This window comes from Serpens gallinarum (assembly GCF_014836765.1).
GTDB lineage: Bacteria > Pseudomonadota > Gammaproteobacteria > Pseudomonadales > Pseudomonadaceae > Serpens > Serpens gallinarum.
The window spans coordinates 1-26,463 of record NZ_JACSQG010000007.1 but is presented as its reverse complement, the minus strand read 5'-3'; the positions used below and the strand labels follow the sequence as shown (position 1 = coordinate 26,463).

At 60.4% G+C, this 26,463-nt stretch carries 27 protein-coding genes and 1 tRNA gene; 19 read left to right on the top strand and 9 right to left on the bottom strand.

Annotation, left to right across the window (positions count from 1 at the left end; genetic code table 11):
* Window positions 1-35 precede the first annotated feature (35 nt).
* Both cysP and mltF read right to left on the bottom strand, forming a co-directional pair.
* Window positions 36-1,049: a thiosulfate ABC transporter substrate-binding protein CysP gene (cysP, locus tag H9642_RS12985; protein WP_251836876.1), complete on the bottom strand. Its 1,014-nt coding sequence runs from the start codon at window positions 1,047-1,049 to the stop codon at window positions 36-38.
* Between the two features lie 232 nt (window positions 1,050-1,281).
* Window positions 1,282-2,742 (bottom strand): membrane-bound lytic murein transglycosylase MltF, encoded by a 1,461-nt coding sequence (mltF, locus tag H9642_RS12980; RefSeq protein ID WP_251836875.1) that lies wholly within the window; start codon window positions 2,740-2,742, stop codon window positions 1,282-1,284.
* 171 nt (window positions 2,743-2,913) lie between these two features.
* Here mltF and purL point away from each other — a divergent pair, with 171 nt between their 5' ends.
* Together purL and H9642_RS12970 are read left to right on the top strand one after the other, a co-directional pair.
* The gene (purL, locus tag H9642_RS12975; RefSeq protein WP_251836874.1) at window positions 2,914-6,810 is read left to right on the top strand and encodes a phosphoribosylformylglycinamidine synthase; all 3,897 of its coding nucleotides are present in this window, start codon (window positions 2,914-2,916) and stop codon (window positions 6,808-6,810) included.
* Window positions 6,811-6,996: 186 nt separating this feature from the next.
* Window positions 6,997-7,308: a YqfO family protein gene (locus tag H9642_RS12970; protein WP_251836873.1), complete on the top strand. Its 312-nt coding sequence runs from the start codon at window positions 6,997-6,999 to the stop codon at window positions 7,306-7,308.
* Between the two features lie 28 nt (window positions 7,309-7,336).
* Here H9642_RS12970 and H9642_RS12965 read toward each other — a convergent pair whose 3' ends face one another.
* Window positions 7,337-7,834, bottom strand: a complete 498-nt coding sequence (locus H9642_RS12965; RefSeq protein WP_251836872.1) for a L,D-transpeptidase family protein — start codon at window positions 7,832-7,834, stop codon at window positions 7,337-7,339.
* Window positions 7,835-7,853: 19 nt separating this feature from the next.
* On the bottom strand, window positions 7,854-8,423 hold the full coding sequence (locus H9642_RS12960) for an NUDIX hydrolase (RefSeq protein WP_251836871.1): 570 nt from the start codon (window positions 8,421-8,423) through the stop codon (window positions 7,854-7,856).
* Between the two features lie 142 nt (window positions 8,424-8,565).
* Between H9642_RS12960 and H9642_RS12955 the strand changes: the two genes are divergently transcribed.
* The 5 genes from H9642_RS12955 to H9642_RS12935 all read left to right on the top strand — a co-directional run bounded on the left by H9642_RS12955 (window position 8,566) and on the right by H9642_RS12935 (window position 11,934).
* Window positions 8,566-9,165: a CoA pyrophosphatase gene (locus tag H9642_RS12955; RefSeq protein ID WP_251836870.1), complete on the top strand. Its 600-nt coding sequence runs from the start codon at window positions 8,566-8,568 to the stop codon at window positions 9,163-9,165.
* Between the two features lie 65 nt (window positions 9,166-9,230).
* Complete coding sequence (locus tag H9642_RS12950) at window positions 9,231-9,755, top strand: gamma carbonic anhydrase family protein (RefSeq protein WP_251836869.1); 525 nt, start codon at window positions 9,231-9,233, stop codon at window positions 9,753-9,755.
* On the top strand, window positions 9,755-9,946 hold the full coding sequence (locus H9642_RS12945; protein WP_251836868.1) for a DUF1289 domain-containing protein: 192 nt from the start codon (window positions 9,755-9,757) through the stop codon (window positions 9,944-9,946). The genes H9642_RS12950 and H9642_RS12945 overlap by 1 nt, the downstream gene beginning before the upstream one ends.
* Window positions 9,947-10,011: 65 nt before the next feature.
* Window positions 10,012-11,193 (top strand): formate-dependent phosphoribosylglycinamide formyltransferase, encoded by a 1,182-nt coding sequence (purT, locus tag H9642_RS12940; protein ID WP_251836867.1) that lies wholly within the window; start codon window positions 10,012-10,014, stop codon window positions 11,191-11,193.
* A 3-nt stretch (window positions 11,194-11,196) separates the two neighbouring features.
* Window positions 11,197-11,934 carry an SGNH/GDSL hydrolase family protein gene (locus tag H9642_RS12935; RefSeq protein WP_251836866.1) on the top strand — a complete coding sequence of 246 codons (738 nt, stop codon included), beginning with the start codon at window positions 11,197-11,199 and terminating at the stop codon, window positions 11,932-11,934.
* On the opposite strand, the gene H9642_RS12930 is transcribed toward H9642_RS12935, so the two are convergent.
* Window positions 11,900-13,189, bottom strand: a complete 1,290-nt coding sequence (locus H9642_RS12930; protein ID WP_251836865.1) for an HlyC/CorC family transporter — start codon at window positions 13,187-13,189, stop codon at window positions 11,900-11,902. The genes H9642_RS12935 and H9642_RS12930 overlap by 35 nt on opposite strands.
* Window positions 13,190-13,202: 13 nt before the next feature.
* A complete protein-coding gene (locus H9642_RS12925) occupies window positions 13,203-14,006 on the bottom strand; it encodes a cytochrome C assembly family protein (protein ID WP_251836864.1) in 804 nt (267 codons plus the stop codon).
* Between the two features lie 141 nt (window positions 14,007-14,147).
* On the opposite strand from H9642_RS12925, the gene ffh reads away from it, so the two are divergent.
* The 6 genes from ffh (at window position 14,148) to H9642_RS12895 (ending at window position 18,207) form a co-directional block, all read left to right on the top strand.
* Window positions 14,148-15,527, top strand: coding sequence for a signal recognition particle protein (gene ffh, locus H9642_RS12920; protein ID WP_251836863.1), 1,380 nt, complete (start codon window positions 14,148-14,150; stop codon window positions 15,525-15,527).
* Between the two features lie 194 nt (window positions 15,528-15,721).
* Window positions 15,722-15,973 carry a 30S ribosomal protein S16 gene (gene rpsP / locus H9642_RS12915; protein WP_251836862.1) on the top strand — a complete coding sequence of 84 codons (252 nt, stop codon included), beginning with the start codon at window positions 15,722-15,724 and terminating at the stop codon, window positions 15,971-15,973.
* 9 nt (window positions 15,974-15,982) lie between these two features.
* On the top strand, window positions 15,983-16,519 hold the full coding sequence (gene rimM, locus H9642_RS12910) for a ribosome maturation factor RimM (RefSeq protein ID WP_251836861.1): 537 nt from the start codon (window positions 15,983-15,985) through the stop codon (window positions 16,517-16,519).
* A gap of 2 nt (window positions 16,520-16,521) precedes the next feature.
* Complete coding sequence (gene trmD / locus H9642_RS12905; protein ID WP_251836860.1) at window positions 16,522-17,265, top strand: tRNA (guanosine(37)-N1)-methyltransferase TrmD; 744 nt, start codon at window positions 16,522-16,524, stop codon at window positions 17,263-17,265.
* A 44-nt stretch (window positions 17,266-17,309) separates the two neighbouring features.
* Window positions 17,310-17,660 carry a 50S ribosomal protein L19 gene (rplS, locus tag H9642_RS12900; protein WP_251836859.1) on the top strand — a complete coding sequence of 117 codons (351 nt, stop codon included), beginning with the start codon at window positions 17,310-17,312 and terminating at the stop codon, window positions 17,658-17,660.
* A 130-nt stretch (window positions 17,661-17,790) separates the two neighbouring features.
* Window positions 17,791-18,207, top strand: a complete 417-nt coding sequence (locus tag H9642_RS12895) for an acyl-CoA thioesterase (protein WP_251836858.1) — start codon at window positions 17,791-17,793, stop codon at window positions 18,205-18,207.
* 56 nt (window positions 18,208-18,263) lie between these two features.
* Here the strand turns inward: H9642_RS12895 and H9642_RS12890 are convergent, their stop codons facing one another.
* Window positions 18,264-18,932: a cyclic di-GMP-binding domain-containing protein, MshE-related gene (locus H9642_RS12890; RefSeq protein ID WP_251836857.1), complete on the bottom strand. Its 669-nt coding sequence runs from the start codon at window positions 18,930-18,932 to the stop codon at window positions 18,264-18,266.
* Between the two features lie 269 nt (window positions 18,933-19,201).
* Here H9642_RS12890 and H9642_RS12885 point away from each other — a divergent pair, with 269 nt between their 5' ends.
* From H9642_RS12885 to H9642_RS12865, 5 genes are all read left to right on the top strand, one after another.
* Window positions 19,202-19,927: a DsbC family protein gene (locus H9642_RS12885; protein WP_251836856.1), complete on the top strand. Its 726-nt coding sequence runs from the start codon at window positions 19,202-19,204 to the stop codon at window positions 19,925-19,927.
* A gap of 61 nt (window positions 19,928-19,988) precedes the next feature.
* Window positions 19,989-20,465 carry a GFA family protein gene (locus H9642_RS12880; RefSeq protein ID WP_251836855.1) on the top strand — a complete coding sequence of 159 codons (477 nt, stop codon included), beginning with the start codon at window positions 19,989-19,991 and terminating at the stop codon, window positions 20,463-20,465.
* Between the two features lie 121 nt (window positions 20,466-20,586).
* Window positions 20,587-21,891 (top strand): homoserine dehydrogenase, encoded by a 1,305-nt coding sequence (locus H9642_RS12875; protein WP_251836854.1) that lies wholly within the window; start codon window positions 20,587-20,589, stop codon window positions 21,889-21,891.
* A gap of 99 nt (window positions 21,892-21,990) precedes the next feature.
* Window positions 21,991-23,400 carry a threonine synthase gene (gene thrC, locus H9642_RS12870; RefSeq protein WP_251836853.1) on the top strand — a complete coding sequence of 470 codons (1,410 nt, stop codon included), beginning with the start codon at window positions 21,991-21,993 and terminating at the stop codon, window positions 23,398-23,400.
* A 162-nt stretch (window positions 23,401-23,562) separates the two neighbouring features.
* Window positions 23,563-24,348 (top strand): amidohydrolase, encoded by a 786-nt coding sequence (locus H9642_RS12865; RefSeq protein WP_251836852.1) that lies wholly within the window; start codon window positions 23,563-23,565, stop codon window positions 24,346-24,348.
* Between the two features lie 60 nt (window positions 24,349-24,408).
* Here the strand turns inward: H9642_RS12865 and H9642_RS12860 are convergent, their stop codons facing one another.
* Window positions 24,409-25,287: a carboxylate/amino acid/amine transporter gene (locus H9642_RS12860; RefSeq protein WP_251836851.1), complete on the bottom strand. Its 879-nt coding sequence runs from the start codon at window positions 25,285-25,287 to the stop codon at window positions 24,409-24,411.
* A 61-nt stretch (window positions 25,288-25,348) separates the two neighbouring features.
* Window positions 25,349-26,056 carry an endonuclease gene (locus H9642_RS12855; protein ID WP_251836850.1) on the bottom strand — a complete coding sequence of 236 codons (708 nt, stop codon included), beginning with the start codon at window positions 26,054-26,056 and terminating at the stop codon, window positions 25,349-25,351.
* A gap of 331 nt (window positions 26,057-26,387) precedes the next feature.
* On the opposite strand from H9642_RS12855, the gene H9642_RS12850 reads away from it, so the two are divergent.
* Window positions 26,388-26,463: transfer RNA gene (locus H9642_RS12850), tRNA-Ala, on the top strand.

Genomic DNA, 26,463 nt, shown 5'->3' with positions numbered 1-26,463 from the left:
CCCACTGCGGGCGGCGTAGTTTACAGGAGCGAAACTCAGTTTGGGCTTTGTGCCAGCAGTTGATCGAGCACGCCATTGCTGCCGAAATGCTTCGCGGTGATCTCATCCCAGCTGCCGAGAACCTCGGTCGGGTTGACCAGCTTGACCTTGGCGAACTGTGCCTCGGTGGCCTTGACCACTTCGGGGTGGTGAACGCGCAGGTTGAAGGTGGTCAGCAGTTGCTGCACATCCTGGGTGTATTGGAAGTTGAGGAACTCGGTGGCCTGCTTGCGGGTGCCTTTCTGGTCGACCACCTTATCGACGATGGCCACCGGGAACTCGGCCAGCACACTCAGCGGCGGAATCACCGGCTGGAAGTTGCCCGCCGCGAAGTCGGGGTGCTTGGCGATGTTGATCACTTCCGATTCGAAGGTCAGCAAGGCATCGCCCTGGCCGTTCTGAGCAAACGCCACGGTGGCGCCACGCCCGCCGGTGGGGAAGTTTTCCACGTTGTGCAGCAGCTTACCGACGAACTTCTTGATCTTGGCTTCGTCGCCGTTGAACTTCTCGTTGGCAAACAGCCAGGCCGCCAGGTAGGTGTAACGAGCGTTGCCGGAGGTTTTCGGGTTGGGGAAAACCACTTTCACGTCATCGCGCACCAGGTCGTCCCAGCTCTGGATGTTCTTCGGGTTACCCTCGCGCACCAGGAAACCGATGGTGCTGTAGTACGGCGAACTGTTGTTGGGGAACTCGGTGGACCAATCGGCATTGAGCAGGCGGCGCTTGGCGAGGATGTCCACATCCGTCACCTGGTTGAAGGTGACGGTGTCGACCTTCTTGCCTTGGATGATGTCCTGCGCCTGCTTGGAAGTGCCGGCAAAGGACTGGTCGATCTTGATGTCTTCGCCCGTGGTGGCTTTCCAATGTGCGATGAACTTGGGGTTGATTTCAGTGAACAATTCGCGCGCAACGTCGTAGGAGGCGTTGAGCAGCGGAGTGCTGTCAGCCTGGGCGGTGGCGCCGAACAGCGTGGACGTCAGGGCGGTGGCCAGCAACAGTTTCTTGAACATTTAAAGGCTTCCTCGCACAGCCGCAGGGGCTTATTGAATGCGACCGGGTGTGGTCAGCGATGGCAGGCATTCTGCGCGATAGCTATATGCTATGAAAATACGAAAATCGCATAGTTATATGCTTTTATTGAATATGCAGGCAGGTGAAAGGCGAGTGGCAGCGATTCACGGCGCGCACTGAGCAGCGCGACGCAGGTTGAAATTCGGAAAGGGTTGCCGTCGCCAACCGTCGTCAGAGCGGAGGTTCGATGATCGGCTCGGGCTTGTGGATGCCGGGAATGTGGAAGCCACGCTCGGCGAGTTGGGTGTCTTCCAGTTGGGGCAGGGTAGACCAGGTGAGGATGTCGTAATAACGGCGGATGTTGGCCACGTAATGGACCGGCTCGCCGCCGCGGGCATAGCCGTAGCGCGTTTTGGTGTACCACTTCTTTTGGGCCAGACGCGGCAGGATCTTTTTCACATCCAGCCATTTATTCGGGTCCAGCCCTGCGCCCTGGGTCAGCTTGCGGGCATCCTCGAGATGGCCGCCGCCCACGTTGTAGGCGGCCAGAGCAAACCAGGTGCGGTCCGGCTCGACGATGCTATCAGGCAAGCCGTGGTAGACATGGGCGAAATACTTGGCGCCGCCCTGGATACTCTGCGTGGGGTCGAGTCGATTGGAGACACCCATGGCCTTGGCGGTGTTCTGGGTCAGCATCATCAGGCCGCGTACGCCGGTCTTGGACACGGCGTTGGGTTTCCAATGTGATTCCTGATAGCCGATGGCGGCGAGCAGGCGCCAATCGATCCGGTACTCGTCAGCCGCGAGGCGAAATTGCTGTTCATAGCGCGGCAGCCGTTGTTGCAGGTGTTTGGCGAAGGTATTGGCGCCGACGAAGCCAAGTACCTCGAGATGCCCGTAGTAGCGCTCACTCAGGCGCTGCAGAAAGCCTTCTTTTTCGACGCGTTTGAGAAAGGCATCAATCCTGTCCAGCAGGCTGCGATCTTCGCCGGCGGCCACTGCCCAGTTGAGGGTGCTGGCGTCGCCGAGGTCGAAGGCCACGCGAATCTGTGGGAAGTACACCTGGTTGATGGCTAGCTCGTTGGAGTCCACCACGGTCAACGCCAGTTGGCCTTCATCAACCATGCGCAGCAGGTCGACGGCTTCCACGGCATCGGATTCTTCGTATTCGAGTTTCGGCAGCAGCGTCTTGAGCTCAGCCAACTGTTCGGCATGGCTGCTGCCTTTGACCACCATGATGGGCTGGCCGACCAGTTCAGGTGGGCGCCTCGGGCGGGTCTGTCCGTTGCGGTAGATGACCTGCGAAGTAACGTTCAGATATGGGTACGACAACAGAACCTGGGAGAGGCGGGACTTACCAGTGATCAGCCCGGAAACGGCCAGAACCGGCCCGCCGGGTTCATGGAGACGGGTATAAAGGTCGTCCAGATTCTCGGCGGTTTCAATTTGCAGTTCGACGCCCAGGTCGTCGGCGAAGCGTTCGAGCAGTTCGTATTCAAAGCCGCTGCCGCCGTTGCGGTCCTGAAAGTAGGTGGAGGGACTGTTGCGGGTAATGACGCGCAGTACGCCTTCCCCCTTTACACGCTCAAGGGCAGGAGGTTGTTTGGCCTCGCAGCCCATGAGTATCAGGAAGAGACCGGTTGCCAATAGCCGGCAGGTGTAACGCATGCTGAACGCAGAATGGGCAAACATGACGCGCATTATACGCAATGCCGCTGATGGGCCATATCTAGACAGTCGAAAAACCCTCTGATAGATGGCAGGCACAATTTCGAATCCGCCTGTAGCGAGCTTTAGCCTACAGCGTTGGCATTAGGGTAGAATGCGCCGTTTCCCGCTCCCCCTTCCGAGGCTGTTCCGACGATGTTGATTCTGCGCGGCGCTCCCGCCCTTTCTGCCTTCCGCCACGGCAAATTGCTTGAGCAACTGACCAGCAAGGTTCCAGCGGTGACTGGGCTGTACGCCGAGTTCGCACACTTTGCCGATGTGGCCGGTGAGTTGACCGATGCTGAGCAGGCCGTATTGGCACGTCTGCTCAAGTACGGTCCCAGTGTTCCGGTGCAGGAGCCAGCGGGTCGGCTGTTCCTCAGCGTGCCGCGCTTCGGCACCTTGTCGCCCTGGTCGAGCAAGGCCAGCGATATCGCCCACAACTGCGGCCTGGGCAAGATTCAGCGCCTGGAGCGTGGTATCGCCTACTACGTGGCCGGCGATCTGAGCACCGCCGATATTGCCCAGGTAACGGCACTGTTGCATGACCGCATGACGCAAATGGTGCTGCAGCGCTTCGAAGAAGCCGCCGGCCTGTTCAGTCATGCCCAGCCCAAGCCGCTGACCGTCGTGGATGTGCTGGGCGGCGGTCGCGCCGCGCTGGAAAAGGCCAACGCCGAATTGGGCCTGGCCCTGGCGGAAGACGAGATCGATTACCTGGTCAAGAGTTTTGGTGACCTGGGCCGCAATCCCCATGACATCGAATTGATGATGTTTGCCCAGGCCAACTCCGAACACTGCCGTCACAAGATTTTCAATGCCAGCTGGGACATCGACGGCGAAAGTCAGGAAAAGTCCCTGTTCGGCATGATCAAGAACACCTTCCAGATGAACAGCGAGGGTGTGCTGTCCGCGTACAAGGACAACGCCGCCGTAATCGTCGGCCACACCGCCGGGCGTTTCTACCCGAACCCGCAGACCGGCGAGTACGCCGCCAATCAGGAACCCGTCCATATCCTGATGAAGGTGGAAACCCACAACCACCCGACGGCGATTGCGCCGTTCCCCGGTGCCTCCACCGGCTCGGGTGGCGAGATTCGCGACGAAGGCGCCACCGGGCGCGGTGCCAAGCCGAAGGCTGGCCTGACCGGTTTCACCGTCTCCAACCTGAACATCCCCGGTTTCGAGCAGCCCTGGGAAGTGCCCTATGGCAAGCCCGAACGCATCGTCACGCCGTTGGACATCATGATCGAAGGCCCGTTGGGCGGCGCTGCGTTCAACAACGAATTCGGTCGTCCGGCGCTGACCGGCTATTTCCGTACTTTCGAGCAGGCGGTCAACAGCCCGCGCGGCGAAGAAGTGCGCGGCTACCACAAGCCGATCATGCTGGCTGGCGGTATGGGCAACATCCGTGAAGACCACGTGCAGAAGGCCGAGATTTCGGTGGGCGGCAAGCTGATCGTCCTCGGCGGCCCGGCCATGCTCATCGGTCTGGGCGGCGGTGCTGCGTCCTCGATGGCCACCGGCGCCAGTGCCGCTGATCTGGACTTCGCCTCGGTGCAGCGCGAAAACCCGGAAATGGAACGCCGTTGCCAGGAAGTCATCGACCGTTGCTGGCAGCTGGGCGAAAACAACCCGATCAAGTTCATCCACGACGTCGGCGCGGGCGGTCTGTCCAATGCCTTCCCGGAGCTGGTCAACGACGCCGGCCGCGGCGGTCGCTTCGAACTGCGCAACGTGCCCAACGATGAGCCGGGCATGAGCCCGCTGGAAATCTGGTGCAACGAATCCCAGGAGCGCTATGTGCTCTCGGTGGATGCCGCTGATCTCGAGCGTTTTGCTGCCATTTGCGAACGCGAGCGCTGCCCCTTCGCAGTGGTCGGCGAGGCCACCGAAGAGCCTCACCTGACTGTGGCCGACAGCCACTTCGACAACAAGCCCGTGGACATGCCGCTCAACGTGCTGCTCGGCAAGGCGCCGCGCATGCATCGCAGCGCCAACCGCGAAGCGGAGCAGGGCGACGATTTCGCCGCTGCCCAGGTGGATATCGAAGAAGCGGCCAGCCGCGTGCTGCGCCACCCGGCTGTCGCGAGCAAGAGTTTCCTGATCACCATTGGCGACCGCACCATTACCGGTCTGGTGGCGCGCGACCAGATGGTCGGCCCCTGGCAGGTACCGGTCGCCGACTGCGCTGTGACTGCGACCAGTTTCGATGTCTACACCGGCGAAGCCATGGCCATGGGCGAACGCACGCCGCTGGCACTGCTGGACGCACCGGCTTCCGGGCGTATGGCCATTGGTGAAACCGTCACCAACCTGGCGGCTTCGCGCATTGGCAAGCTCGGCGACATCCGTTTGTCCGCCAACTGGATGGCCGCTGCCGGTCATCCGGGCGAAGACGCCCGCCTGTACGACACCGTCAAGGCAGTCGGCATGGAACTGTGCCCGGAGCTGGGCATCACCATCCCGGTGGGCAAGGACTCGATGTCCATGAAGACCCGCTGGCAGGATGAGGGCGCGGAGAAGAGCGTGACCTCGCCGCTGTCGCTGATCGTGACAGGGTTTGCGCCGGTCACCGATATTCGCAAGACCCTGACACCGCAACTGCGCCTGGACAAGGGCGAAACCGACCTGATCCTGATCGATCTGGGTCGTGGCCAGAACCGTATGGGCGCCTCGATCCTCGCCCAGGTGTACGGCAAGCTCGGTCGCCAGGCACCGGATGTCGATGATGCAGAAGATCTCAAAGCGTTCTTCGCGGTGATCCAGGGACTGAATCAGGACGACCGCCTGTTGGCCTATCACGACCGCTCCGACGGCGGTCTGCTGACCACCGCTCTGGAAATGGCCTTCGCCGGTCACTGCGGCCTGGACCTGTGCCTAGATGCACTGGCCGACGACGCCAAAGAACTGGCCGCCGTGCTGTTCAACGAAGAACTCGGCGCAGTGATCCAGGTGCATCAGGACCACACCGCCGAAGTGCTGGCGCAGTTCAGCGCTGCTGGCCTGGGCGACTGCGTGGCGGTGATCGGCAAACCGGTCAACGGTCCGCACGTGGCCATCAGTTACAACGGCCAGCCGGTATTTGGCGGCGAGCGTCGTCTGTTGCAGCGTCAGTGGAGCGAAACCAGCTATCAGATCCAGCGCCTGCGCGATAACGCCGACTGCGCTGATCAGGAATTCGAGGTCCTTCTCGACGAGGAGAATCCGGGCCTGACCGCCACGCTGTCCTTCGATGTGAATCAGGACATCGCTGCGCCCTACATCAAGAAGGGCCTGCGCCCGCAAGTGGCCATCCTGCGCGAGCAGGGCGTCAACGGTCAGGTGGAAATGGCCGCGGCCTTCGATCGTGCAGGCTTCAGCACCATCGATGTGCACATGAGCGATATCCTGTCTGGACGCATCAGCCTGGAGCAGTTCAAGGGTCTGGTGGCGTGCGGCGGCTTTTCTTACGGCGACGTACTAGGGGCCGGTGAAGGCTGGGCCAAGTCGATCCTGTTCAATGCCCGTGCCCGTGATGGTTTCCAGGCGTTCTTTGAACGCAAGGACAGCTTTGCTCTGGGCGTGTGCAATGGCTGCCAGATGATGAGCAACCTGCACGAGTTGATTCCCGGCACCGAAAATTGGCCGCGCTTCGTGCGCAACCGCTCCGAGCAGTTCGAAGCGCGTCTGGCCATGGTTCAAGTGCAGGAATCGGCATCGATCTTCCTGCAGGGCATGGCTGGCTCGCGCCTGCCGATCGCCATCGCCCACGGTGAAGGCCATGCCGAGTACGAGAGTGAAGAGGCCCTGTTGCAGGCGGACCTTTCCGGCAACGTGGCGCTGCGCTTCATCGACAACCACGGCAAGGTCACCGAAAGCTACCCGGCGAACCCGAACAGCTCGCCGCGCGGTATCACCGGCCTTTGCAACAAGGACGGTCGCGTCACCATCATGATGCCGCACCCGGAGCGCGTGTTCCGCGCTGTGCAGAACTCCTGGCGCCCGGATGAATGGCAGGAAGACGCCGGCTGGATGCGCATGTTCCGCAATGCGCGGGTATGGGTGGACTGATCGCCCGATCCGGAGTCACAGCAAAGGCCATATTGAGAAATATGGCCTTTTGTTTTTTGGAGGCGACAACCCCGTGGGCAAAATCTTTTCTGCGGCGGGCTGCCGGACAGCGCCCTGCTACGGGCGGGGCCGCGCTACAGAACGGTGCCGCTGACGCCAGCAGAAATTCATCGAGGAGAACGACGCATGTACAAACTCTGCTTCTTCGTGCCGGACAGCCATGTGCAGGCGGTCAAGGACGCTCTGTTCACCGCCGGCGCCGGGCGCATCGGCGATTACGAGCAGTGTTGCTGGCAGGTGCTGGGCCAGGGCCAGTTCCGTCCATTGCCAGGCAGTAATCCTTTCCTTGGCGAAAGCGGGGTGGTTGAAGCGGTCGAGGAATGGAAGGTGGAAATGGTCGTCGCCGATGAGCTGATCCAGTCGGCGGTGGTGGCCCTGAAGCAAGCCCACCCCTATGAAACCCCGGCCTACGAAGTGTACCGGCTGGAGGTGTTCTAGCGGGCCGTTGAAGACGGGTTCACGTGCTTCAAGGCCTGATTTCAATCAGCGTGCCATCGCTGACCAGGTCCCAGATCTCGCGCATGTCGTCGTTTTTCAGGGCAATACAGCCTTCGGTCCAATCCAGGCCATGGAAATACCACTCCGGATAGTCGTCATCCAGCGGGGTGCCGTGCAGCATGATCGCCCCGCCAGGCTGAACGCCCTCGCGTCGTGCCCGGGCCGAGTCACGGATGTTGGGGTAGGAGATATGCATGGCCAGGTTGAATTTATCACTGTGCTTGCGCCAGTCGAGCCAATACAAGCCTTCAGGGGTGCGCTTGTCGCCTTCGTACAGTTTATGGCCGACGGGTTGCTTGCCCAGTGAAACCTTGTAGCTCTTCAAGGTTTCGCCGCGGCTGATCAAATGCAGCTGACGGTCGGATTTGATCACCAGCACCTTATCGATGCGTGGAGTGTGGGTGATCGTCAAGGAGGCAAAGGCCAGGGGGCTGCAGCAAAGCAACAGGGTGAGCATCCAGCGCATCGAGATCGATTCCACAGCGTTATGAGGAGATTCGGTGGTGTTTCTGCAGGTAGGCCAGCAGCGGTTCGATCGGCTCGTTGCGCACGGGGAATTCGGCGCGATGCCGATCGGCAAAAAAGCATTCTAAGGTGCGGCCTATGGTCGGAAAAGCCAGATCCGACCAAGGAACGTCACGCTCATGGAAAAGCCGTACGTCGAGGCTCTCTTCGCCAGCGGCAAAATCAAGATCGCTCAGTTCGGCGCGAAACAGCATGTACACCTGATTGATATGCGGCAGATCGAACAAGGTATACAGCCTGAGATTGCGTACCCGCGCGCAGGCTTCCTCAAGGGTTTCTCGTTCGGCGGCCTGCTGCACGGTTTCACCGTTTTCCATGAAGCCGGCCGGCAGTGTCCACAAGCCGCGCCGCGGTTCGATGGCGCGCCGGCACAGTAGCACCTGCTCGCCCCATACGGGCAGGCAGCCAGCGACGATACGCGGATTCTGGTAGTGGATCGTCTCGCAACTCGTGCAGACAAAACGCAGGCGGTTATCGCCGAGGGGAATGCGCAGGGTCACCACGTCACCGCACTCTGGGCAGAACTTCATGGTCTCTCCTTTAGGGTCTGTCTGCAATCTTGGCCTTGCATGCCCGGCGCAGCAAGCGTAGGCGACCCGTGGATGAGAAGGGTCTTGGGCGCGTTTGTGCTTCATGCCATGATGGACCCGGAATAAGAGGACGAGGGCGAACATGCAGGACAAATTGCTCCAGCGTATACGCGGCTACAGCCCGCAGTTATTGATGACCTCAGGCAGTTTTCCCGAGGCTGCGGTATTGATGCCCATAACCCGTGGCGATGAGCCCGAACTGATCTTGACGTTGCGTGCCAGCGGGCTGTCGACTCACGGCGGCGAAGTGGCTTTTCCCGGTGGTCGGCGCGACCCGGAAGACCGCGATCTTATGCACACAGCGCTACGCGAAGCTCAGGAGGAAGTAGGGCTGCCTCCCGGATTGGTGGAGATGGTCGGGCCGTTGAGCACACTGGTGTCGCGCCATGGCATCAAGGTCACGCCTTACGTCGGTCTGGTGCCGGATTATGTTGAATACCGGCCCAACGACGGCGAAATTGCCGCCGTGTTTTCCGTGCCGTTGCGTTTTTTTCTCGACACACCCACTGAGGTTACCCACCGCATCGATTTTCGTGGTGAGAGCTTTTACGTACCCTGTTACCGCTATGGCGAGTTCAAGATTTGGGGCCTGACGGCAATCATGATCGTCGAGCTGGTCAACGTGCTGTACGACGCCAATATCGACCTGCTTGAGGCGCCGGCATCCTATGTGATTGCCTGATGTGCTTTCGCCAAGCGACGAAAAATTGACCTGCCAAAACATCAACAACAAAAAGGAGCATTGCCGTGAACTATCGCCTGGGGGAATTTCGTGTGGAAGCCGACCCTGAAAGCTGGATCGCCCCCAATGCCACGCTGGTTGGCAAGGTGCGCCTGGAGCGCGGGGCCAGTGTCTGGTTCAATTGCGTGCTGCGTGGCGACAACGAATTGATTCAGATCGGCGAAAACAGCAATGTGCAGGACGGCAGCGTGATGCACACCGACATGGGCTATCCGCTGACACTCGGTACTGGCGTCACCGTCGGCCACAAGGCCATGCTGCATGGCTGCACGGTGGGTGACTACAGTCTGATCGGCATCAACGCGGTGATCCTCAATGGCGCGAAGATCGGCAGGTATTGCTTGATCGGTGCCAATACGTTGATCCCCGAAGGCAAGGTGATTCCCGATGGCTCGTTGGTCATGGGTTCGCCTGGCAAAGTGATCCGTGAATTGACCGATCAGCAGAAAAAGATGCTGGAAGCCAGCGCAGCCCACTATGTACACAATGCTCAGCGCTACGCCCGCGAGCTGTTTGAACAGGAAGAATGATGTCCCACTCCGAACGCCGCGTTGCCTCGCCTTGCGTGAATATCTGCGCACTCGATGACGAGGATATTTGTATCGGTTGCCAGCGTACGGCTGCCGAAATCACTCGTTGGAACTGGCTGGATGACGAAGAGCGCCGCACCGTACTGGCGCGTTGTCACGAGCGTGCCCGTGCCAGCGGGCAGTTACTCTAGTAGAGGTGTCTGGCGCACTGGCTGAGCCGGGCGCCTGATACGCACCATCAGTTGAAGGAAACCCCATGCCCCGTATTGGAACTCCGCTCTCGCCGAGTGCGACCCGTGTTTTGCTGTGTGGCTCTGGTGAGCTGGGCAAGGAGGTAGCCATTGAATTGCAGCGCCTGGGCGTTGAAGTCATCGCCGTGGACCGCTACGCCGATGCCCCAGCCATGCAGGTTGCCCACCGCAGCCATGTCATCGACATGCTTGATGGCGCGGCCTTGCGAAAGGTGATCGAACAAGAACAACCGCACTATGTGATGCCGGAGATCGAGGCGATTGCCACCGCGACCCTGGTGGAGTTGGAGCAGGAAGGCTTCATGGTGATCCCCACCGCTCGGGCCGCGCAGTTGACCATGAACCGCCAAGGCATTCGCCGCCTGGCCGCAGAAGAGCTGGGTGTGCCGACCTCGCCGTATTACTTTGCCGATTCGGTTGAGCAGTACCGCGCGGCAGTCGAGGCGTTGGGATTCCCCTGCGTGGTCAAGCCGATCATGAGTTCGTCCGGCAAAGGGCAAAGCTTGTTGAAAAGCGCCGACGATGTGCAGGCCGCCTGGGACTATGCCCAGGAAGGCGGCCGTGCGGGCAAGGGGCGAGTGATCGTCGAAGGCTTTATCGACTTCGACTACGAAATCACTCTGCTCACCGTGCGCCATGTCGGCGGCACGAGTTTCTGCGCCCCGGTCGGGCATCGCCAGGTCAAAGGCGATTACCACGAGTCCTGGCAGCCGCAAGTCATGAGCCCCAAGGCGCTGGCCGAGTCCGAACGCATCGCCAGTCGGGTGACCGAGGCGCTGGGCGGTCGCGGGTTGTTTGGCGTTGAGCTGTTCGTCAAGGGCGATCAGGTGTGGTTCAGCGAAGTCTCGCCGCGCCCCCATGACACGGGTCTGGTTACGCTTATTTCCCAGGACCTCTCCGAGTTCGCCCTGCATGCGCGGGCCATTCTCGGCCTGCCGATTCCTGCGATTCACCAGTTCGGCCCGTCAGCTTCGGCCGTGGTGCTGGTGGATGGTCATTCGCGGCAGACCAGCTTCGGCAACCTGGCCGCTGCGCTAAGTGAGCCCGACACCGCACTGCGCCTGTTCGGCAAGCCTGAAGTCGCCGGGCAGCGGCGCATGGGTGTGGCCCTGGCCCGCGATGAGTCGGTGGACCTGGCGCGAGCCAAGGCTACCCGCGCGGCTCAGGCGGTCGACGTCGAGCTTTGATGAATGCGTAACCTGTTGTGGTGGGCCGTGACGGTGCCGTTATTGCCGTTGCTGCTACCGCAGGCCTGGTATACGCGGCGCACCGCCTTGCGATTGCCAGTGGCGAGCGGTGAACCCCAGGGGCTGGCGGGTGGTTCTCTACCCGGCCAGCCGTTGCGTCTGTTGCTGGTGGGTGAATCGACGGTGGTGGGCGTGGGTGTGGCATGCCTGGAAAATGCCTTGGCGGGGCAGTTGGCTCAAGCGCTTGCAGCTCGCTTGGAGCGCCCGGTGGCGTGGCGGGTTTGTGGTGAAAACGGCATTGGGGTTCACCTGGCCGTCCAGCGTCTGCTGCCGCGCGCGCTCAGTGAACCTGCGGACTGGGCGGTGTTGGTGTTCGGCGTCAATGACACCACCGGGCTGAGCAGTCGCCGCCGCTGGGCTGCGGGGTTGGAGCGGATGATTGTCGCCTTGCAGGGCGGTGGGGCACAGGTGGCCCTCAGCGCTGTGCCGCCCTTGCAGCATTTCCAAGCGCTGCCCTGGCTGTTGCGTACCGTGCTCGGTTGGCGTGCGGCCTTGATGGATGGCTGGGCTCGCCGGCTCGCTGCTCGACTGTCGGCGCACCATTTCCCTGGGGGTTTGAGTTTTAGCGCGGAGTATCTGGCCGAGGATGGCTACCACCCCTCAGCGCTGGGCTACCGGGTTTGGGCCGAAATGCTGGCCGATCAATTCATAGCGGAGTGTCGTTGTCCGCCATCAGCTTGAGGCTGCTTTCCCAGGCGCGCACGCGCTTTACCCGATTATCTTCGGTGGACAGGATTTCCAACCTGTAATCGCCAATCTGCAAACAAACGGCACAGTCCGGAATGCTTTCCAGGGCTTCGGTGATCAAGCCGTTGAGTGTTTTGGGTCCTTCACAGGGCAGTGCCCAACCAAGCAAGCGGTTCAGGTCGCGGATCGAGGCGGCGCCTTCGATAATGCGCGTACCATCTGCCTGTAGGGTGACCTCGTTGTCGCGCTGATTGTCGCGGCTGTGAAACTCACCGACGATCTCTTCAAGAATATCTTCCAACGTTACCGCACCCAGCACGTCGCCATATTCATCGACCACCAGGCCAAAGCGGCGTTTCAATTGTTGGAAATTCAGCAGTTGAGTGGCCAGTGGCGTGCCTTCGGGTACGAAGTAAGGTTCCAGGCTGGCGGCCAGCAGGCTCTCTTTGGTCAGTCGACCCTGACTGAGCAAGCCGGCTATATGGCGCATGTGCACCACACCCTCGACCTGGTTGATATCGCGTCGAAACAATGGCAGGCGGGTGTGGGTGGACTGACGCAGCTGCTCAAGGATTTCATCGAGACTGTCTTCCAGGTCGATGCCGAGCACTTCGTTGCGTGGGACCATAACGTCATCGACATTGATGGTTTCCAAGTCCAGCACGCCGAGCAGCATGTTGCGCCGATCCAGCGACAGGCCCTGGCCAGCTTCGCGCACCACGCTGCGCAGTTCTTCATTGGACAGGTTGTCGCTGCGCTTGCGGGTCGGGTCTAGACCGCTAAGCCGAAGCAGGCCGTTGCTTATCCAGCCGAGCAGTGCGACCACTGGGGAAAGCACTTTCTGCAGTGCTGCCAGGGGCCGGCTGACGGGGTATGCAATAAGCTCCGGGTGCAGGGCGGCCAAGGTCTTTGGGGTGATCTCTCCAAATATCAGCAGCAGCAGCGTGACGCCGAGGGTGGCGATGGCAATACCCGCTTCGCCCCATAGCTGAATGGCCAGCACGGTGGCGATGGACGAGGCGAGGATGTTGACGAAATTGTTACCGACCAGAATGGTGCCCAGCAGGCGGTCGGGGCGCGCCAGTAAAGCGCTTGTACGTAGCGCACCCCTATGCCCTTGCTTGGCCAGGTGGCGCAGGCGATAGCGGTTCAGGCTGAGCATGCCGGTTTCGGCGCTGGAGAAAAACGCCGAGCACAGCAGAAGAAAAACCAGCAGGCCGACGAGAAAACCAGGGTGTAGATTTTCCAAGCGTTGTCAGGCCTTAGATATGCAGAATGAATTCGCGAACCAGTTTGCTGCCAAAGTAGGCCAGCATCAGCAGGCAGAAACCTGCCAGGGTCAGGCGAATCGCCTTGTGGCCGCGCCAACCCAACTGGTGCCGACCCCACAGCAGAACGCCGAATACCACCCACGCGAAGCAAGACAGCAAGGTTTTGTGCATCAGGTGCTGGGCGAACAGATTTTCAACGAATAGCCAACCCGTCAGTAGCGACAGGCTGAGCAGCGTCCAACCGGCCCAGATGAAGCCGATCAACAGACTTTCCATCGTTTGCAGGGGCGGGAAGCTGCGAATCAATCGTGCACTGGGGTGCTTGTGCTTGAGCTGGTGATCCTGCAAAAGCAGCAGCAATGCCTGGAACATGGCAATGGTCAGCAAGCCGTAAGCGAGGATGGACAGCAGGATATGGCTGAAGATGCCGGTGGAGGCGTTAACCAGTTGGGCTGTGCCGGTTGGTGCAAACTGTGCCAGCAGGACCGTCAGGCAACCGAGCGGGAACAGCAGCAGTAGCAGGTTATGCACCGGAATGAGCTGGGCGGCAAGCAGGATCACCGCAATGACTGCCGCGGAAATCAGGCTGGCGGCGCGGAAGAAATCCAGCGTAAGTCCCAGGGGGGTGAACAATTGTTGAAACAGGCTGGCGCCGTGAGCGAGCAAGGCGAGGACGCCGAGCAGGGTCAACAGTGCTTGGGCGGGGGTGCCGCGCTGGCCGACGCGCAAACCGTGATAAGCGGTAGCTCCGGCATAAAGACAGGCAGCGGCGAGGCTGGGCAGCAGAGGTTGCATTAGATCCGTTAAAAGCTGGCCTGAGAAGGATGTGAGTGTGGCATAGAACGCCTCGAACACGAAAGACCGCTGGTGGTGATGGGAAGCTGTTCACTTGATATACTCCCCGGCCTGCCGCAACCGCCCTTCGAAGGACTGTGCATGTTCGAAAATCTTACCGACCGCCTTTCGCATACCCTGCGTACCGTCACCGGCAAGGCCAAGCTTACCGAGGACAACATCAAGGATACCCTGCGCGAGGTGCGCATGGCCTTGCTCGAGGCCGACGTCGCGTTGCCGGTGGTCAAAGACTTCGTCAACAAGGTCAAGGATCGGGCAGTCGGCACCGAGGTGTCGCGCAGCCTGACGCCGGGCCAGGCATTCGTGAAGATTGTCCGCGCCGAGCTGGAGCAGCTCATGGGTGCGGCCAACGAGGACCTCGACCTGCACGCCGCACCTCCAGCGGTGGTGCTGATGGCGGGCTTGCAGGGTGCGGGCAAGACCACCACGGTTGGCAAGCTGGCGCGCTTCCTCAAGGAGCGCAAGAAAAAATCCGTTATGGTGGTTTCGGCTGACGTCTATCGCCCCGCGGCGATCAAGCAGCTGGAAACCCTGGCCGGCGAAGTCGGGGTGACCTTCTTCCCCTCCGATATCAGCCAGAAGCCGGTGGCGATTGCCGAAGCGGCCATTCGCGAAGCCAAGCTCAAATTCATTGACGTGGTGCTGGTGGATACCGCCGGCCGCCTGCACGTCGATAGTGAGATGATGGGCGAAATCCAGGCGTTGCATGCGGCGATCAAGCCGGTGGAGACGTTGTTCGTCGTCGATGCGATGACCGGCCAGGACGCGGCCAATACCGCCAAGGCCTTTGGCGATGCGCTGCCACTGACCGGCGTGGTGTTGACCAAGGTCGACGGTGACGCCCGTGGCGGTGCCGCGCTGTCGGTTCGCCATATCACCGGCAAGCCCATCAAGTTCCTCGGCATGGGCGAAAAAAGCGACGCCCTGGAGCCGTTTCACCCCGACCGCATTGCCTCGCGCATTCTAGGCATGGGCGACGTGCTCAGCCTGATCGAACAGGCCGAGCAGACCCTGGACCGGGAAAAGGCCGAAAAACTCACCAAGAAGCTGAAGAAAGGCAAGGGCTTCGACCTCGAAGACTTTCGCGACCAGCTGCAGCAAATGAAGAATATGGGCGGCCTCGGTGGCTTGATGGACAAGCTGCCTTCGATGGGGGGCGTCAACCTGGCGCAGATGGGTAATGCCCAACAGGGCGCGGCCGAGAAACAGTTCAAGCAGATGGAGGCGATCATCAACTCCATGACGCCGGCCGAGCGTCGCGATCCGGAAATCATCAGCGGCTCGCGCAAGCGGCGCATCGCCATGGGCTCCGGCACTCAGGTGCAGGACATCGGGCGGCTGATCAAACAGCACAAGCAGATGCAGAAGATGATGAAGAAATTCACCGCTAAAGGCGGCATGGCGAAAATGATGCGGGGCATGGGTGGCATGTTGCCCGGCGGCGGAATGCCCAAGTTCTGATGCATTGCCGGCGGTTTCGCCGGCAATGCATCACAGCCTTGCCGATCTGCTTACGCTGCAGCAGGTCGACTTGCCGGGGCGATGCAAAGAATATTTGCAAAACCCCGGAGAATACTTAGAATATGCGGCCTTTCGGGCCATGTGCCCAAGTTGCATTCTAGTTTTGCAGCACCGACTACAGGAACGAAGTTCATATGGTAACCATCCGTCTCGCCCGTGGCGGCTCCAAAAAGCGCCCTTTCTACCACCTGACCGTAACCAACAGCCGCAATGCGCGCGATGGCCGCTTTGTTGAGCGCGTTGGTTTCTTCAACCCGGTCGCACAGGGCGCCGAAGTGAAGCTGTCCGTCAACCAGGAGCGCGTTGCTTACTGGCTGAGCCAGGGCGCACAGCCGTCTGAGCGCGTTGCTCAGCTGCTGAAGGAAGCTGCTCAGGCTGCTGCCTAAGCACTCCTTATGAATACGACGCCGGCTCCGGCCGAGGACCTGATCGTTCTTGGCAAAATTGTTTCGGTGCACGGTGTGCGGGGTGACGTGAAGGTCTATTCCTTTACCGATCCGATAGACAACCTGCTGGACTATCGCCACTGGACGCTGCGGCGCGGTGCCGATGTACGACAGGCAGAGCTGGTTTGGGGTCGCCTGCAAGGCAAGATCCTGGTGGCCAAGCTGAAGGGGCTCGATGATCGAGAAGAGGCGCGTCTACTGGCCGAATTCGAGATCTGTGTTCCTCGCAGCCAGCTGCCACAGCTGAGCATGGGCGAGTACTACTGGTACCAGCTCGAAGGGCTCAAGGTGATTGATCAGGCAGGGCAGCTGCTCGGCCGTATCGACCATCTGCTGGAAACCGGCGCGAATGACGTGATGGTCGTCAAGCCTTGCGTGGACAGTCTGGATGATCGTGAGCGCCTGTTGCCCTATACGGAGCAGTGCGTACTGACGATTGACCTGAATGCCGGCGAAATGCGAGTCGATTGGGATGCGGACTTCTGACCATGCAGGTCGAAGTCATCAGCATCTTTCCGGAGATGTTCTCCGCCATCAGTGAGTACGGCATCACCAGTCGTGCGGTCAAGCAGGGATTGCTCAAGCTCAACTGCTGGAATCCGCGCACGTTTACCGAAGATCGCCATCAAACGGTGGATGATCGCCCTTTCGGCGGCGGCCCTGGGATGGTGATGAAGATACAACCCCTGGAGCGGGCGCTGGCTGCGGCCAAGCAAGCCACCGGGGAGCGGGCGAAGGTAATCTACCTCTCGCCGCAGGGGCGTCAGCTCAAGCAGGCGGCCGTGCGCGAGCTGGCGAATGAGGATGCGTTGATCCTTATCGCCGGTCGTTACGAAGGCATCGATGAGCGCTTCATTGAAGAGCACGTCGATGAGGAATGGTCGATTGGTGACTATGTACTGTCCGGTGGCGAACTGCCGGCCATGGTGCTGATCGATGCAGTCACGCGGTTGCTGCCGGGGGCCTTGGGCCACGCAGATTCCGCTGAGGAGGATTCGTTTACCGACGGCCTGCTCGACTGCCCGCACTACACGCGACCGGAAGTGTATGCGGACAAACGTGTTCCTGATGTGCTGCTAAGCGGCAATCACGAGCACATCCGGCGCTGGCGTTTGCAGCAGGCCCTTGGGCGGACCTGGGAACGACGCGCCGATCTTCTGGAAAGCCGCTCGCTTTCTGGAGAAGAGCAAAAGCTGTTGGCGGAATTCCTTCGCCAGCGGGACGATAGATGACGTATCGATGGCAGGCTACAGCAGCTTGTCTTAGGAGCACAGAGATGACCAACAAGATTATTCAGCAGATCGAAGCTGAACAGATGAGCAAAGAGATTCCGGCCTTCGCCCCGGGCGACACCGTGATCGTGCAAGTGAAAGTGAAGGAAGGCGACCGTTCCCGTCTCCAGGCCTTCGAAGGCGTGGTCATCGGCAAGCGTAACCGCGGCCTGAACAGCGCGTTCACCGTGCGCAAGATTTCCAGCGGCGTGGGCGTGGAGCGTACCTTCCAGACCTACTCTCCGCTTGTTGAAACCATCACCGTCAAGCGTCGCGGCGATGTGCGCAAGGCCAAGCTGTACTACCTGCGCGACCTGTCCGGCAAGGCAGCACGCATCAAGGAAAAGCTGGCTTAACAGCCCCTTTTCTCCACGAAAAAGCAGCCTGCGGGCTGCTTTTTCGTTTGTGCTTTTTCTATCTAAACAATGTCCGGCTCTTGGCGTGCGCCAAGGTTGGCAGTCCCTGTGTCTTTGCGAAGAGGTTGCCATGACTACCCGAGAAGAAGAAATCCAGCGTCGCATCGAATTGTCGGTCACCAGCATCAGTAAGGCGGTATTCCCGCCGACCACCAACCACCATGGCACGCTGTTCGGCGGTACTGCCCTGGCATGGTTGGACGAGGTGTCGTTCATCACAGCCACGCGCTTTTGCCGCAAGGCGCTGGTGACAGTGTCTTCCGATCGCATCGACTTCAAGCACCCCATCCCGGCCGGTTCCATCGTGGATCTGGTTGGGCGTGTCGTTAAGGTTGGCAACAGCAGCCTCAAGGTGCAGGTGGATGTATACGTGGAGAGCATGTACTCCGATGGTCGCGAGCATGCGATTACCGGTGTGTTCAGCTTCGTGGCCGTCGGCGAGGATAATCGCCCGGTGGCGGTGCTGCCGGTCAACGGCGACGAGTAACTGCAGGGTGGCGTTCGGCTGAGCGCAGGCTGGCCACGACCGAGGGCAGTGATATTTTAGTGGCGCAGCTGAATTTTCAGGCTGGATCCTGACAGGTCGATGTTCTGCAAGCTGATGCTGCCGAAGCTTCGGCTGCTTGGCGCGCCGGCCACGCGGATGTTATCGAAGCGTACTTCCCCGATCGAACTGGGCAGGCGCATATTCAGTGAGCCGGCGGCATTTAGTGACGTGCCCAGTTGGTCCGTGTCGTAGCGGATATCGTGCAGGCTGGTTTGCGCTTCCAGGATGTCGAGAATCGGGGGCAGCCAACTGGACAGTTGCTTGGTGGTGGATGTCCCCTTATTGCTTTCGGCCTGCATCAGCAGCAGGGGCAGACCATCTTCCAGGCCTTGTGCGGCAGCAGCGCGCATTTGTTCCTCGCTCAAAGGCTGTAGGCCTTGCGCTGCAGGCGTTGGAGTAGGCGAGGTGAGTCGTGGCGATGCCAGGATTGGCTGCAGCGGTGTCAATAGGACGGCTATCAGTCCCGCAGCCAGGCGCAGGCGGCTCTGTTTGCTCAGCGAGCTGCTCAACTGCCGGTTGGTCAGAAGGCCCTGCTGGACCAGGATTTCGCCCAATCGCCGGCCGCCCTCGGTTTGCATCCGGATGGCAGAATCCAACTGCGCCTGATTGATCAGCCCTTTGGTGAGCAGAATCTGCCCGAGGCATGAATGCTGTTGGTTGGCCATGGTCGCTACGTCCGATAAATGCTGGCTTGGTGCGATCATGCTGGCTGGAAACTGTGATCTCTGTCACCGACTGAAAGTTATGGGTGAATTGGGTGCATCATGTAAGCCCTGCGCTAGAGCTTACTGACGCAGTTACCGTCGGTCGGGCAGTGGGCTGCGCCGATTGCTGACGAAGTTCTACACAAGAGCATCTGGACGTGCAGTTAATGCTCAGTGGGGATGCTGTGGTAGGCTTTGCCTGTTTTGTAACGCCCTTTCCTGGAGTATCCATGCGCGTTTCCTCTTTTTTTGCTGCCTTGGCCCTGGTGGCTGCTGCTCCGTTGGCTCTGGCTGGTGATCCTGATCACGCAATCCGCCAGTCGCTGACCGCGCTGCAACCGGATCTGCCGATCGAATCCATAGCCGAAAGCCCGCTCAAGGGTATCTACCAAGTTCAGCTCAAGGGGGGGCGGGTGCTGTATGCCAGTGAGAGTGGCGAGTTTCTGCTGCAGGGTTACCTCTACCAAATCAAGGACGGTGCGGTCAGCAACCTGACCGAGCAGGCTGAAGCGGCGGCCATCGCCAAGCAAATCAACGCCTTACCGCGCGATGAGATGGTGATCTTCGCACCCAAGCAGCCCAAAACCCACATCACCGTATTTACCGACACCGATTGCGGGTATTGCCAGAAACTGCACAGTGAAGTGGCGGAGCTTAATCGGCTGGGCGTTGAAGTGCGTTATGTGGCCTTCCCCCGCCAAGGCATCAATTCGCCTACCTACCAGACCATGGTTAATGTCTGGTGCGCCAAGGATCGGCAGGCCGCCATGACTCAGGCCAAGTCGCGCAAGTCCGTGCCGGCTGCCAGTTGTGACAACCCTGTTGAGAAGCAGTATCAACTGGGCCAGATGATCGGGGTGCAAGGCACGCCGGCTATCATTCTCGCCAATGGACAGATGATCCCCGGCTATCAGCCGGCGGCGCAGCTGGCCAAGGTAGCGCTGCAGGCCAACTGACTGAACCCTTTGCATGGGTTTTCGCTCCACTCCACAGGTGCTTTGCCTTGTGGAGGGTGTGATGAAACTGCTGGGCTCCTGTCATTGCGGTGCGGTGCGTTTTTCCCTGACGTCGCACCAGCCTTATCCCTTCATGCACTGCTACTGCTCGATTTGCCGCAAGACGGCGGGTGGAGGCGGCTACGCGATCAACCTGGGCGGCGACTACGCCAGCCTGCAGATCAGTGGCGAAGAGCATCTGAGCGTTTATCAGGCGCGGTTGGCTGATGGGCAACTGAACAGTGCGCGGCGGCATTTCTGTCGCCACTGTGGCAGCGCCTTGTGGCTTTGGGATCCCACCTGGCCGGAACTGGTCCATCCGCACGCTTCGGCCATCGATAGCGAATTGCCGGTGCCGCCCCAGCATGTGCACATGATGCTCGGCTCCAAGGCTGGCTGGGTTGAGGTGCAGCCTAGGTCGGGTGATCAGACGTTTGACGACTACCCGGATGAATCGCTGGCAGGCTGGCACGAGCGTCGTGGCCTGGAAAATACATGAGCTGAGCATGCGCCGCCCGGACCGCGCCAATTGACTAAAAGCCGTGCGCTTCGTAATGTGCAACTCTTTTGTGCGCCCGGTTTTTTCGGGCGCTCGGCGCGGCAACCATGGGGAGTCAAGCGTGAATTCGGTGAAAGTAGGCATCTGTGGATTGGGCACCGTCGGTGGCGGTACCTTCAATGTTCTCAAACGCAACGCCGAGGAGATCGCCCGCCGTGTCGGGTGCAGCATTGAAGTCGCCCAGGTTGCCGCGCGCGACACCAATCCGAAGTGCGACACCGGTGCAACCCCCATTACGGCCGATGTGTTCGAGCTGGTCAGCAACCCGGACATCGATGTAGTCGTCGAACTGATCGGCGGCGACACCATTGCACGCGAACTGGTGCTCAAGGCCATCGACAATGGCAAGCACGTAGTCACCGCCAACAAGGCGCTGATCGCCGTACATGGCAACGAGATCTTTGCCCGGGCCCGTGAAAAGGGCGTGATCGTCGCTTACGAGGCCGCCGTTGCGGGCGGTATCCCGGTGATCAAGGCGATCCGCGAGGGGCTGGCCGGTAACCGCATCAACTGGCTGGCCGGCATCATCAACGGCACCGGCAACTTCATTCTTACCGAAATGCGTGAAAAGGGCCGCGCCTTTGGGGACGTACTCAAGGAAGCCCAAGACCTGGGCTACGCCGAAGCAGACCCGACCTTCGACGTGGAAGGCATCGATGCCGCTCACAAGCTAACCATCCTGGCGTCCATTGCGTTTGGTATTCCGCTGCAATTCGACAAGGCCTACACCGAAGGCATCACCCAGCTCACCACCGCCGACGTCAACTATGCCGAAGCGTTGGGCTACCGCATCAAGCATTTGGGCGTTGCCCGCCGCACCGGGCGGGGCATTGAGCTGCGCGTGCACCCGACGCTGATCCCCGCCGACCGCCTGCTGGCCAACGTCAATGGCGTGATGAACGCGGTGATGGTCAATGGCGATGCCGTGGGTTCGACCCTCTATTACGGCGCTGGCGCCGGCATGGAGCCAACCGCCTCGGCAGTGGTGGCTGACCTGGTGGATGTAGCCCATGCGCTGGCGACGTCGCCCGAGTATCGCGTGCCGGCGCTGGGTTTTCAGGACGCTGCCTTGTCTGCCCACCCGATCCTGCCAATTGCCGATTGCGAGAGCGCCTACTACCTGCGCATCCAGGCCAAGGATCGTCCCGGCGTGCTGGCTCAGGTGGCGAGTATCCTGTCTGAGCGCGGCATCAATATCGAATCGATCATGCAGAAGGAAGCCGAGGAGCAGGATGGCCTGGTGCCGATGATCCTGGTGACCCATCGCGTGCAGGAGCAACGCATCGACGATGCTATCTCCGCCCTGGAAGCCCTGGCCGATATCAGCGGCAATGTGGTGCGTATCCGGGTCGAGCAACTCAATTAAACAGCAGCTGCACGCCACAGGCTGCTAGCCACAAGAGAGCAGGTGAGCTTTCTTGCAGCGTCCAGCTTAGCGTGCAGCTCAAGCCGAAGGTTTGAACATATGCGTTATATCAGTACCCGCGGCCAGGCACCGGCCTTGAATTTCGAAGACGTGCTGCTCGCCGGCCTGGCTAGCGACGGTGGTCTCTATGTGCCGGAAAACCTGCCGCGCTTCACCGTCGAAGAGATCGCCTCCTGGGCTGGTCTGCCGTATCACGAGCTGGCTTTCCGGGTGATGCGCCCGTTTGTGGCCGGCAGCATCCCCGATGCCGATTTCAAGAAGATCCTCGAAGACACCTACGGTGTGTTTGCCCATAGCGCTGTGGCGCCGCTGCGTCAGCTGAACGGCAATGAGTGGGTGCTGGAGCTGTTCCACGGCCCGACCCTGGCGTTCAAGGACTTCGCCCTGCAACTGCTGGGTCGTCTGCTCGATTATGTGCTGGCCAAGCGCAACGAACGCGTGGTGATCATTGGCGCCACCTCAGGCGACACCGGCTCGGCGGCCATCGAAGGCTGCAAGGCCTGCGAGAACGTTGACATCTTCATCCTGCACCCGCACAACCGCGTGTCAGAGGTGCAGCGCCGCCAAATGACCACCATCCAGGGCGACAACATCCACAATATCGCCATCGACGGCAACTTCGACGACTGCCAGGAGATGGTCAAGGCCAGCTTCGCCGATCAGGGCTTCCTGAAGGGCACCCGTCTGGTGGCGGTCAACTCAATCAACTGGGCGCGGATCATGGCCCAGATCGTCTACTACTTCCACGCCGCCATCCAGCTCGGCGGCCCGGCGCGTTCCGTGGCCTTCTCGGTGCCGACCGGCAATTTCGGTGACATCTTCGCCGGCTATCTGGCGCGTAACATGGGTCTGCCAATCAGCCAGCTGATCGTCGCCACCAACCGCAACGATATCCTGCACCGCTTCATGAGCGGCAACCAGTACGTCAAGGACACCCTGCATCCGACTTTATCGCCGTCGATGGACATCATGGTGTCCTCGAACTTCGAACGTTTGCTGTTCGACCTGCACGGTCGTAACGGCGCGGCGATTGCCGAGCTGATGGACACCTTCAAGCAGGGTGGCGGCTTCAGCGTCGAACAGGACCGCTGGACTGAAGCGCGCAAGCTGTTCGACTCCCTGGCCGTGAATGACGAACAGACCTGCGAGACCATTGCTCAGGTGTACAAGGAATGCGGCGAACTGCTCGATCCGCACACCGCGATTGGCGTGCATGCTGCGCGTGAGTGCCGTCGCAGCCTGGCGATACCGATGGTCACCCTGGGTACCGCGCATCCGGTCAAATTCCCCGATGCGGTGATCAAGGCCGGTGTCGGCCAAGCGCCGGAACTACCGCCGCACCTGACCGATCTGTTCCAGCGTGAAGAGCGCCTTCACGTACTGGCCAACGATCTTAAAGTAATACAGGCGTTCGTCAGCCAGCACGGCAACCGCGGCAAGCCGCTGTAAGCACTGCGCCCTGTACAAGGCCCGCTTTTGGCGGGCCTTGTTGTTTTTGCCATGCGATGGTCGTTCGCCTGGACGGTGTGCGGCGGGCGTTTCCTGTGTAGATTTGGCCCGATGGTTCCGACAGCCGTGATTGCCGGTTGTCTTTGCTGTTAAGGAGTCGAGATGAGCGATAAACCCGACCTGCAACTGGCTCTGGTGCAAACCAGCCTGGCCTGGCACGACGCTGCCGCCAACCGCGCGCGTTTCACCGCGTTGCTGGAGCAGGCGCGCGGCGCCGATCTGGTGATCCTGCCGGAGATGTTCACCACCGGTTTTTCCATGGAGTCCGCCGCGCTGGCCGAGTCGGAGCAAGGGCCAACCTACGCTTGGCTGTGCGAGCAGGCTGCGCGGTTGAATGCGGTCATTACCGGCACCCTGATTGTGCAGGCCGCAGACGGGAGTTACCGTAATCGCTTGCTCTGGGCGCAGCCGGATGGCGAGGTGCTGCATTACGACAAGCGTCATCTGTTTCGCATGGCCGGCGAACATGAGCATTTCACGGAAGGCGATCGGCAGGTGGTATTCGAGCTCAAGGGTTGGCGGGTGCGCCCATTGATCTGCTACGACCTGCGCTTTCCGGTGTGGAGCCGAGATCCCGAGGGTACCGATCTGTTGCTGTACGTCGCCAACTGGCCGGCGGCCAGACGCAATGCCTGGAATCGTTTGTTGCCGGCACGGGCCATCGAAAACCTGTGTTATGTCGCTGCGGTGAATTGCGTGGGCATCGACGGTAAGGGCTATGCGTACAGCGGTGACAGTCAGGTGCTGGATTACATGGGCGACAGCCTGCTGAGTGTGGGAGAGGGTGACGGCGTATTTCGGGTCGGTCTGAAGGCCGCCGCGCTGGAGAGCTTCCGCACGCGTTTCCCAGCCTATATGGATGCCGATGAGTTCGTCCTCAAGGGCTGAGATGCAGGACCAACGCTGCGCGAGCAGCTTGGGTCCTGCAGGGTTAGTACGATATCCCCGCTATGCAGGCTTGGTGCAAGTCGGGGCGCCTGAGCGGCGGCCCAGTCGGTTGATCCACAGCGAACCAACAATGATCAGGCCGCCAATGGTCAGGCGCAGCAGGTTCTCATCGGTGTTCCACACCAGCAGATTGATCAACAGGCCGACCGGTACGCTGAGATTGTTCATCACAGCCAGGGTGCCGGTATCCACCAGGGTGGCACCCTTGTTCCAGCAAAACTGGCCGAGTGCCGTGGCCAGCAATCCCATCCAGATCAAGACGCCCCACTGCAGGTCGGTCGTGGGCAAGCGCTCTGGATCACCCAATGCCAGCCATGCCGGCAGCACGACGATCAGTGCACCCAGGAAGAAATAGCCGAAACGACGGTGCAAGGGCACGTCCGAGGGGTAACGCACCACCAGGCGTCTATACAGTACCTGCCCAGCAGCAAAGGTTGCGTTGGCGATCTGCAGCAGTAAGAAACCGCCGAGGAACTCGCTACCCACGTTGTCGTAGCGAATCAGCGCGGCGCCCAATACAGCCACAGCGGCGGCGAGCAGTGCCCAGGGGTTGAAGCGGCGGTTCAAGGCGTCGTCGATCAGCGCCACGTGCAGTGGGGTGAGCACGGTGAACAGCAGCACCTCCGGTACGCTGAGCACGTTGAAACTGAGGTACAGACAGATATAAGTCACGCCAAACTGCAGGGCACCCACTAGCATGACGCCGCCGATAAAGCGCGGCGCCACGCCCTGCCAGCGAGTCAGTGGCAAAAATACCAGTCCGGCCAGCACCACACGGGTCAGGACGGCGAAGTAGCTGTCCACCTGACCGGCCAGGTAGGCACCGATAAAGTTGAAGGACAGCGCCCACAGCAGGGTGACGAAAATCAGATAGGCCATGCATGGCTCCCAAGCAGGGCGCTGACATTACCCGTTTGCGGCGATAGGTAACAGATGCTCGTCAATTGCTTGCCAGGGTCTTGGTGCAGCTGCGCAAATCGACTTCGCCCACGTAAGGATTGGCATTGCCCTGCACGCAGGCAATGTTGCGGTTGCGCCAGCGCTCCCAGTCGCTGACCGGGTACTGGCGATTCCAGATGTCGTACAGGCGCTGGTCCTGCCGGGACAGACGCAGTTTGTAGCGATCGCTCATGTACAGATAGATACGTGCGATCGCGCCGCGTGTGTAGTCCGGCGGCATGGCGGTGCGCTGCTTGAAATCGACCACAAAGGGGCAGGCGCCGTATTGGCTGGGTTTCTGACTGAGCATGCCGAAGCCGTAGTTGCTGCGGTCGCCATTCACCTCGCCGACGGCAGGCACCAGGTTGTGCAGGTCGGCTTCAGCGCGGCTGAAAACCGGGTCGTTGGCGGTGCAATTCTTGCGTCCGCCTTCTTGCCAGCACCGGCGCTGGTGGCCAATCGTCCAGGCGGGGACGATGTGCTCCCACTCCAGCCGCTGGGCGCGCTTGAGCTGCTTGCGAGGCGTGTAGCCGCAGCTATCGAGGTCAACCCGATTGCCTTTGTAGGTACAGCCGCAATAGAAATCAACGGGATGATCGGCGTACAGCTTCCAGGCGATCTTCTTGGCTTCGACAAAGGTGCGTGGCGCATCGGCATGGGCGGTGGAGAAGGACAGCAGGGCAAATAGCAGAACGGACAGCAGGCGCATGATGGCTCTCGACTACAAACTGAGAAAGGCATCCTTGCGTGGTGACCGATTCTATCGTTTCTAAAGCAAAAGTCATGTACAGCAGCAGTTTGAAGGCATATTGCAGAAACTGGTTGAAGGATGTCAGTGCGGGCCAAAGCAGCGCTGGGGACCGGCGTTCGGGCTGGGCAACGCATAATCAAGCGCATGCGCAACGGCTGCGCCGAGCGATCGCTTAATCCCGGCGCCTTTCATAAGTGTTTGTTCTAGCGGTAAAAAAAATCGCAATGCGGGGAAAAATATTGTTGACAGCTAAGCGGTACACACCTAATATGCGCCCCGTCCACGACACGGGGCTATAGCTCAGCTGGGAGAGCGCTTGCATGGCATGCAAGAGGTCGACGGTTCGATCCCGTCTAGCTCCACCA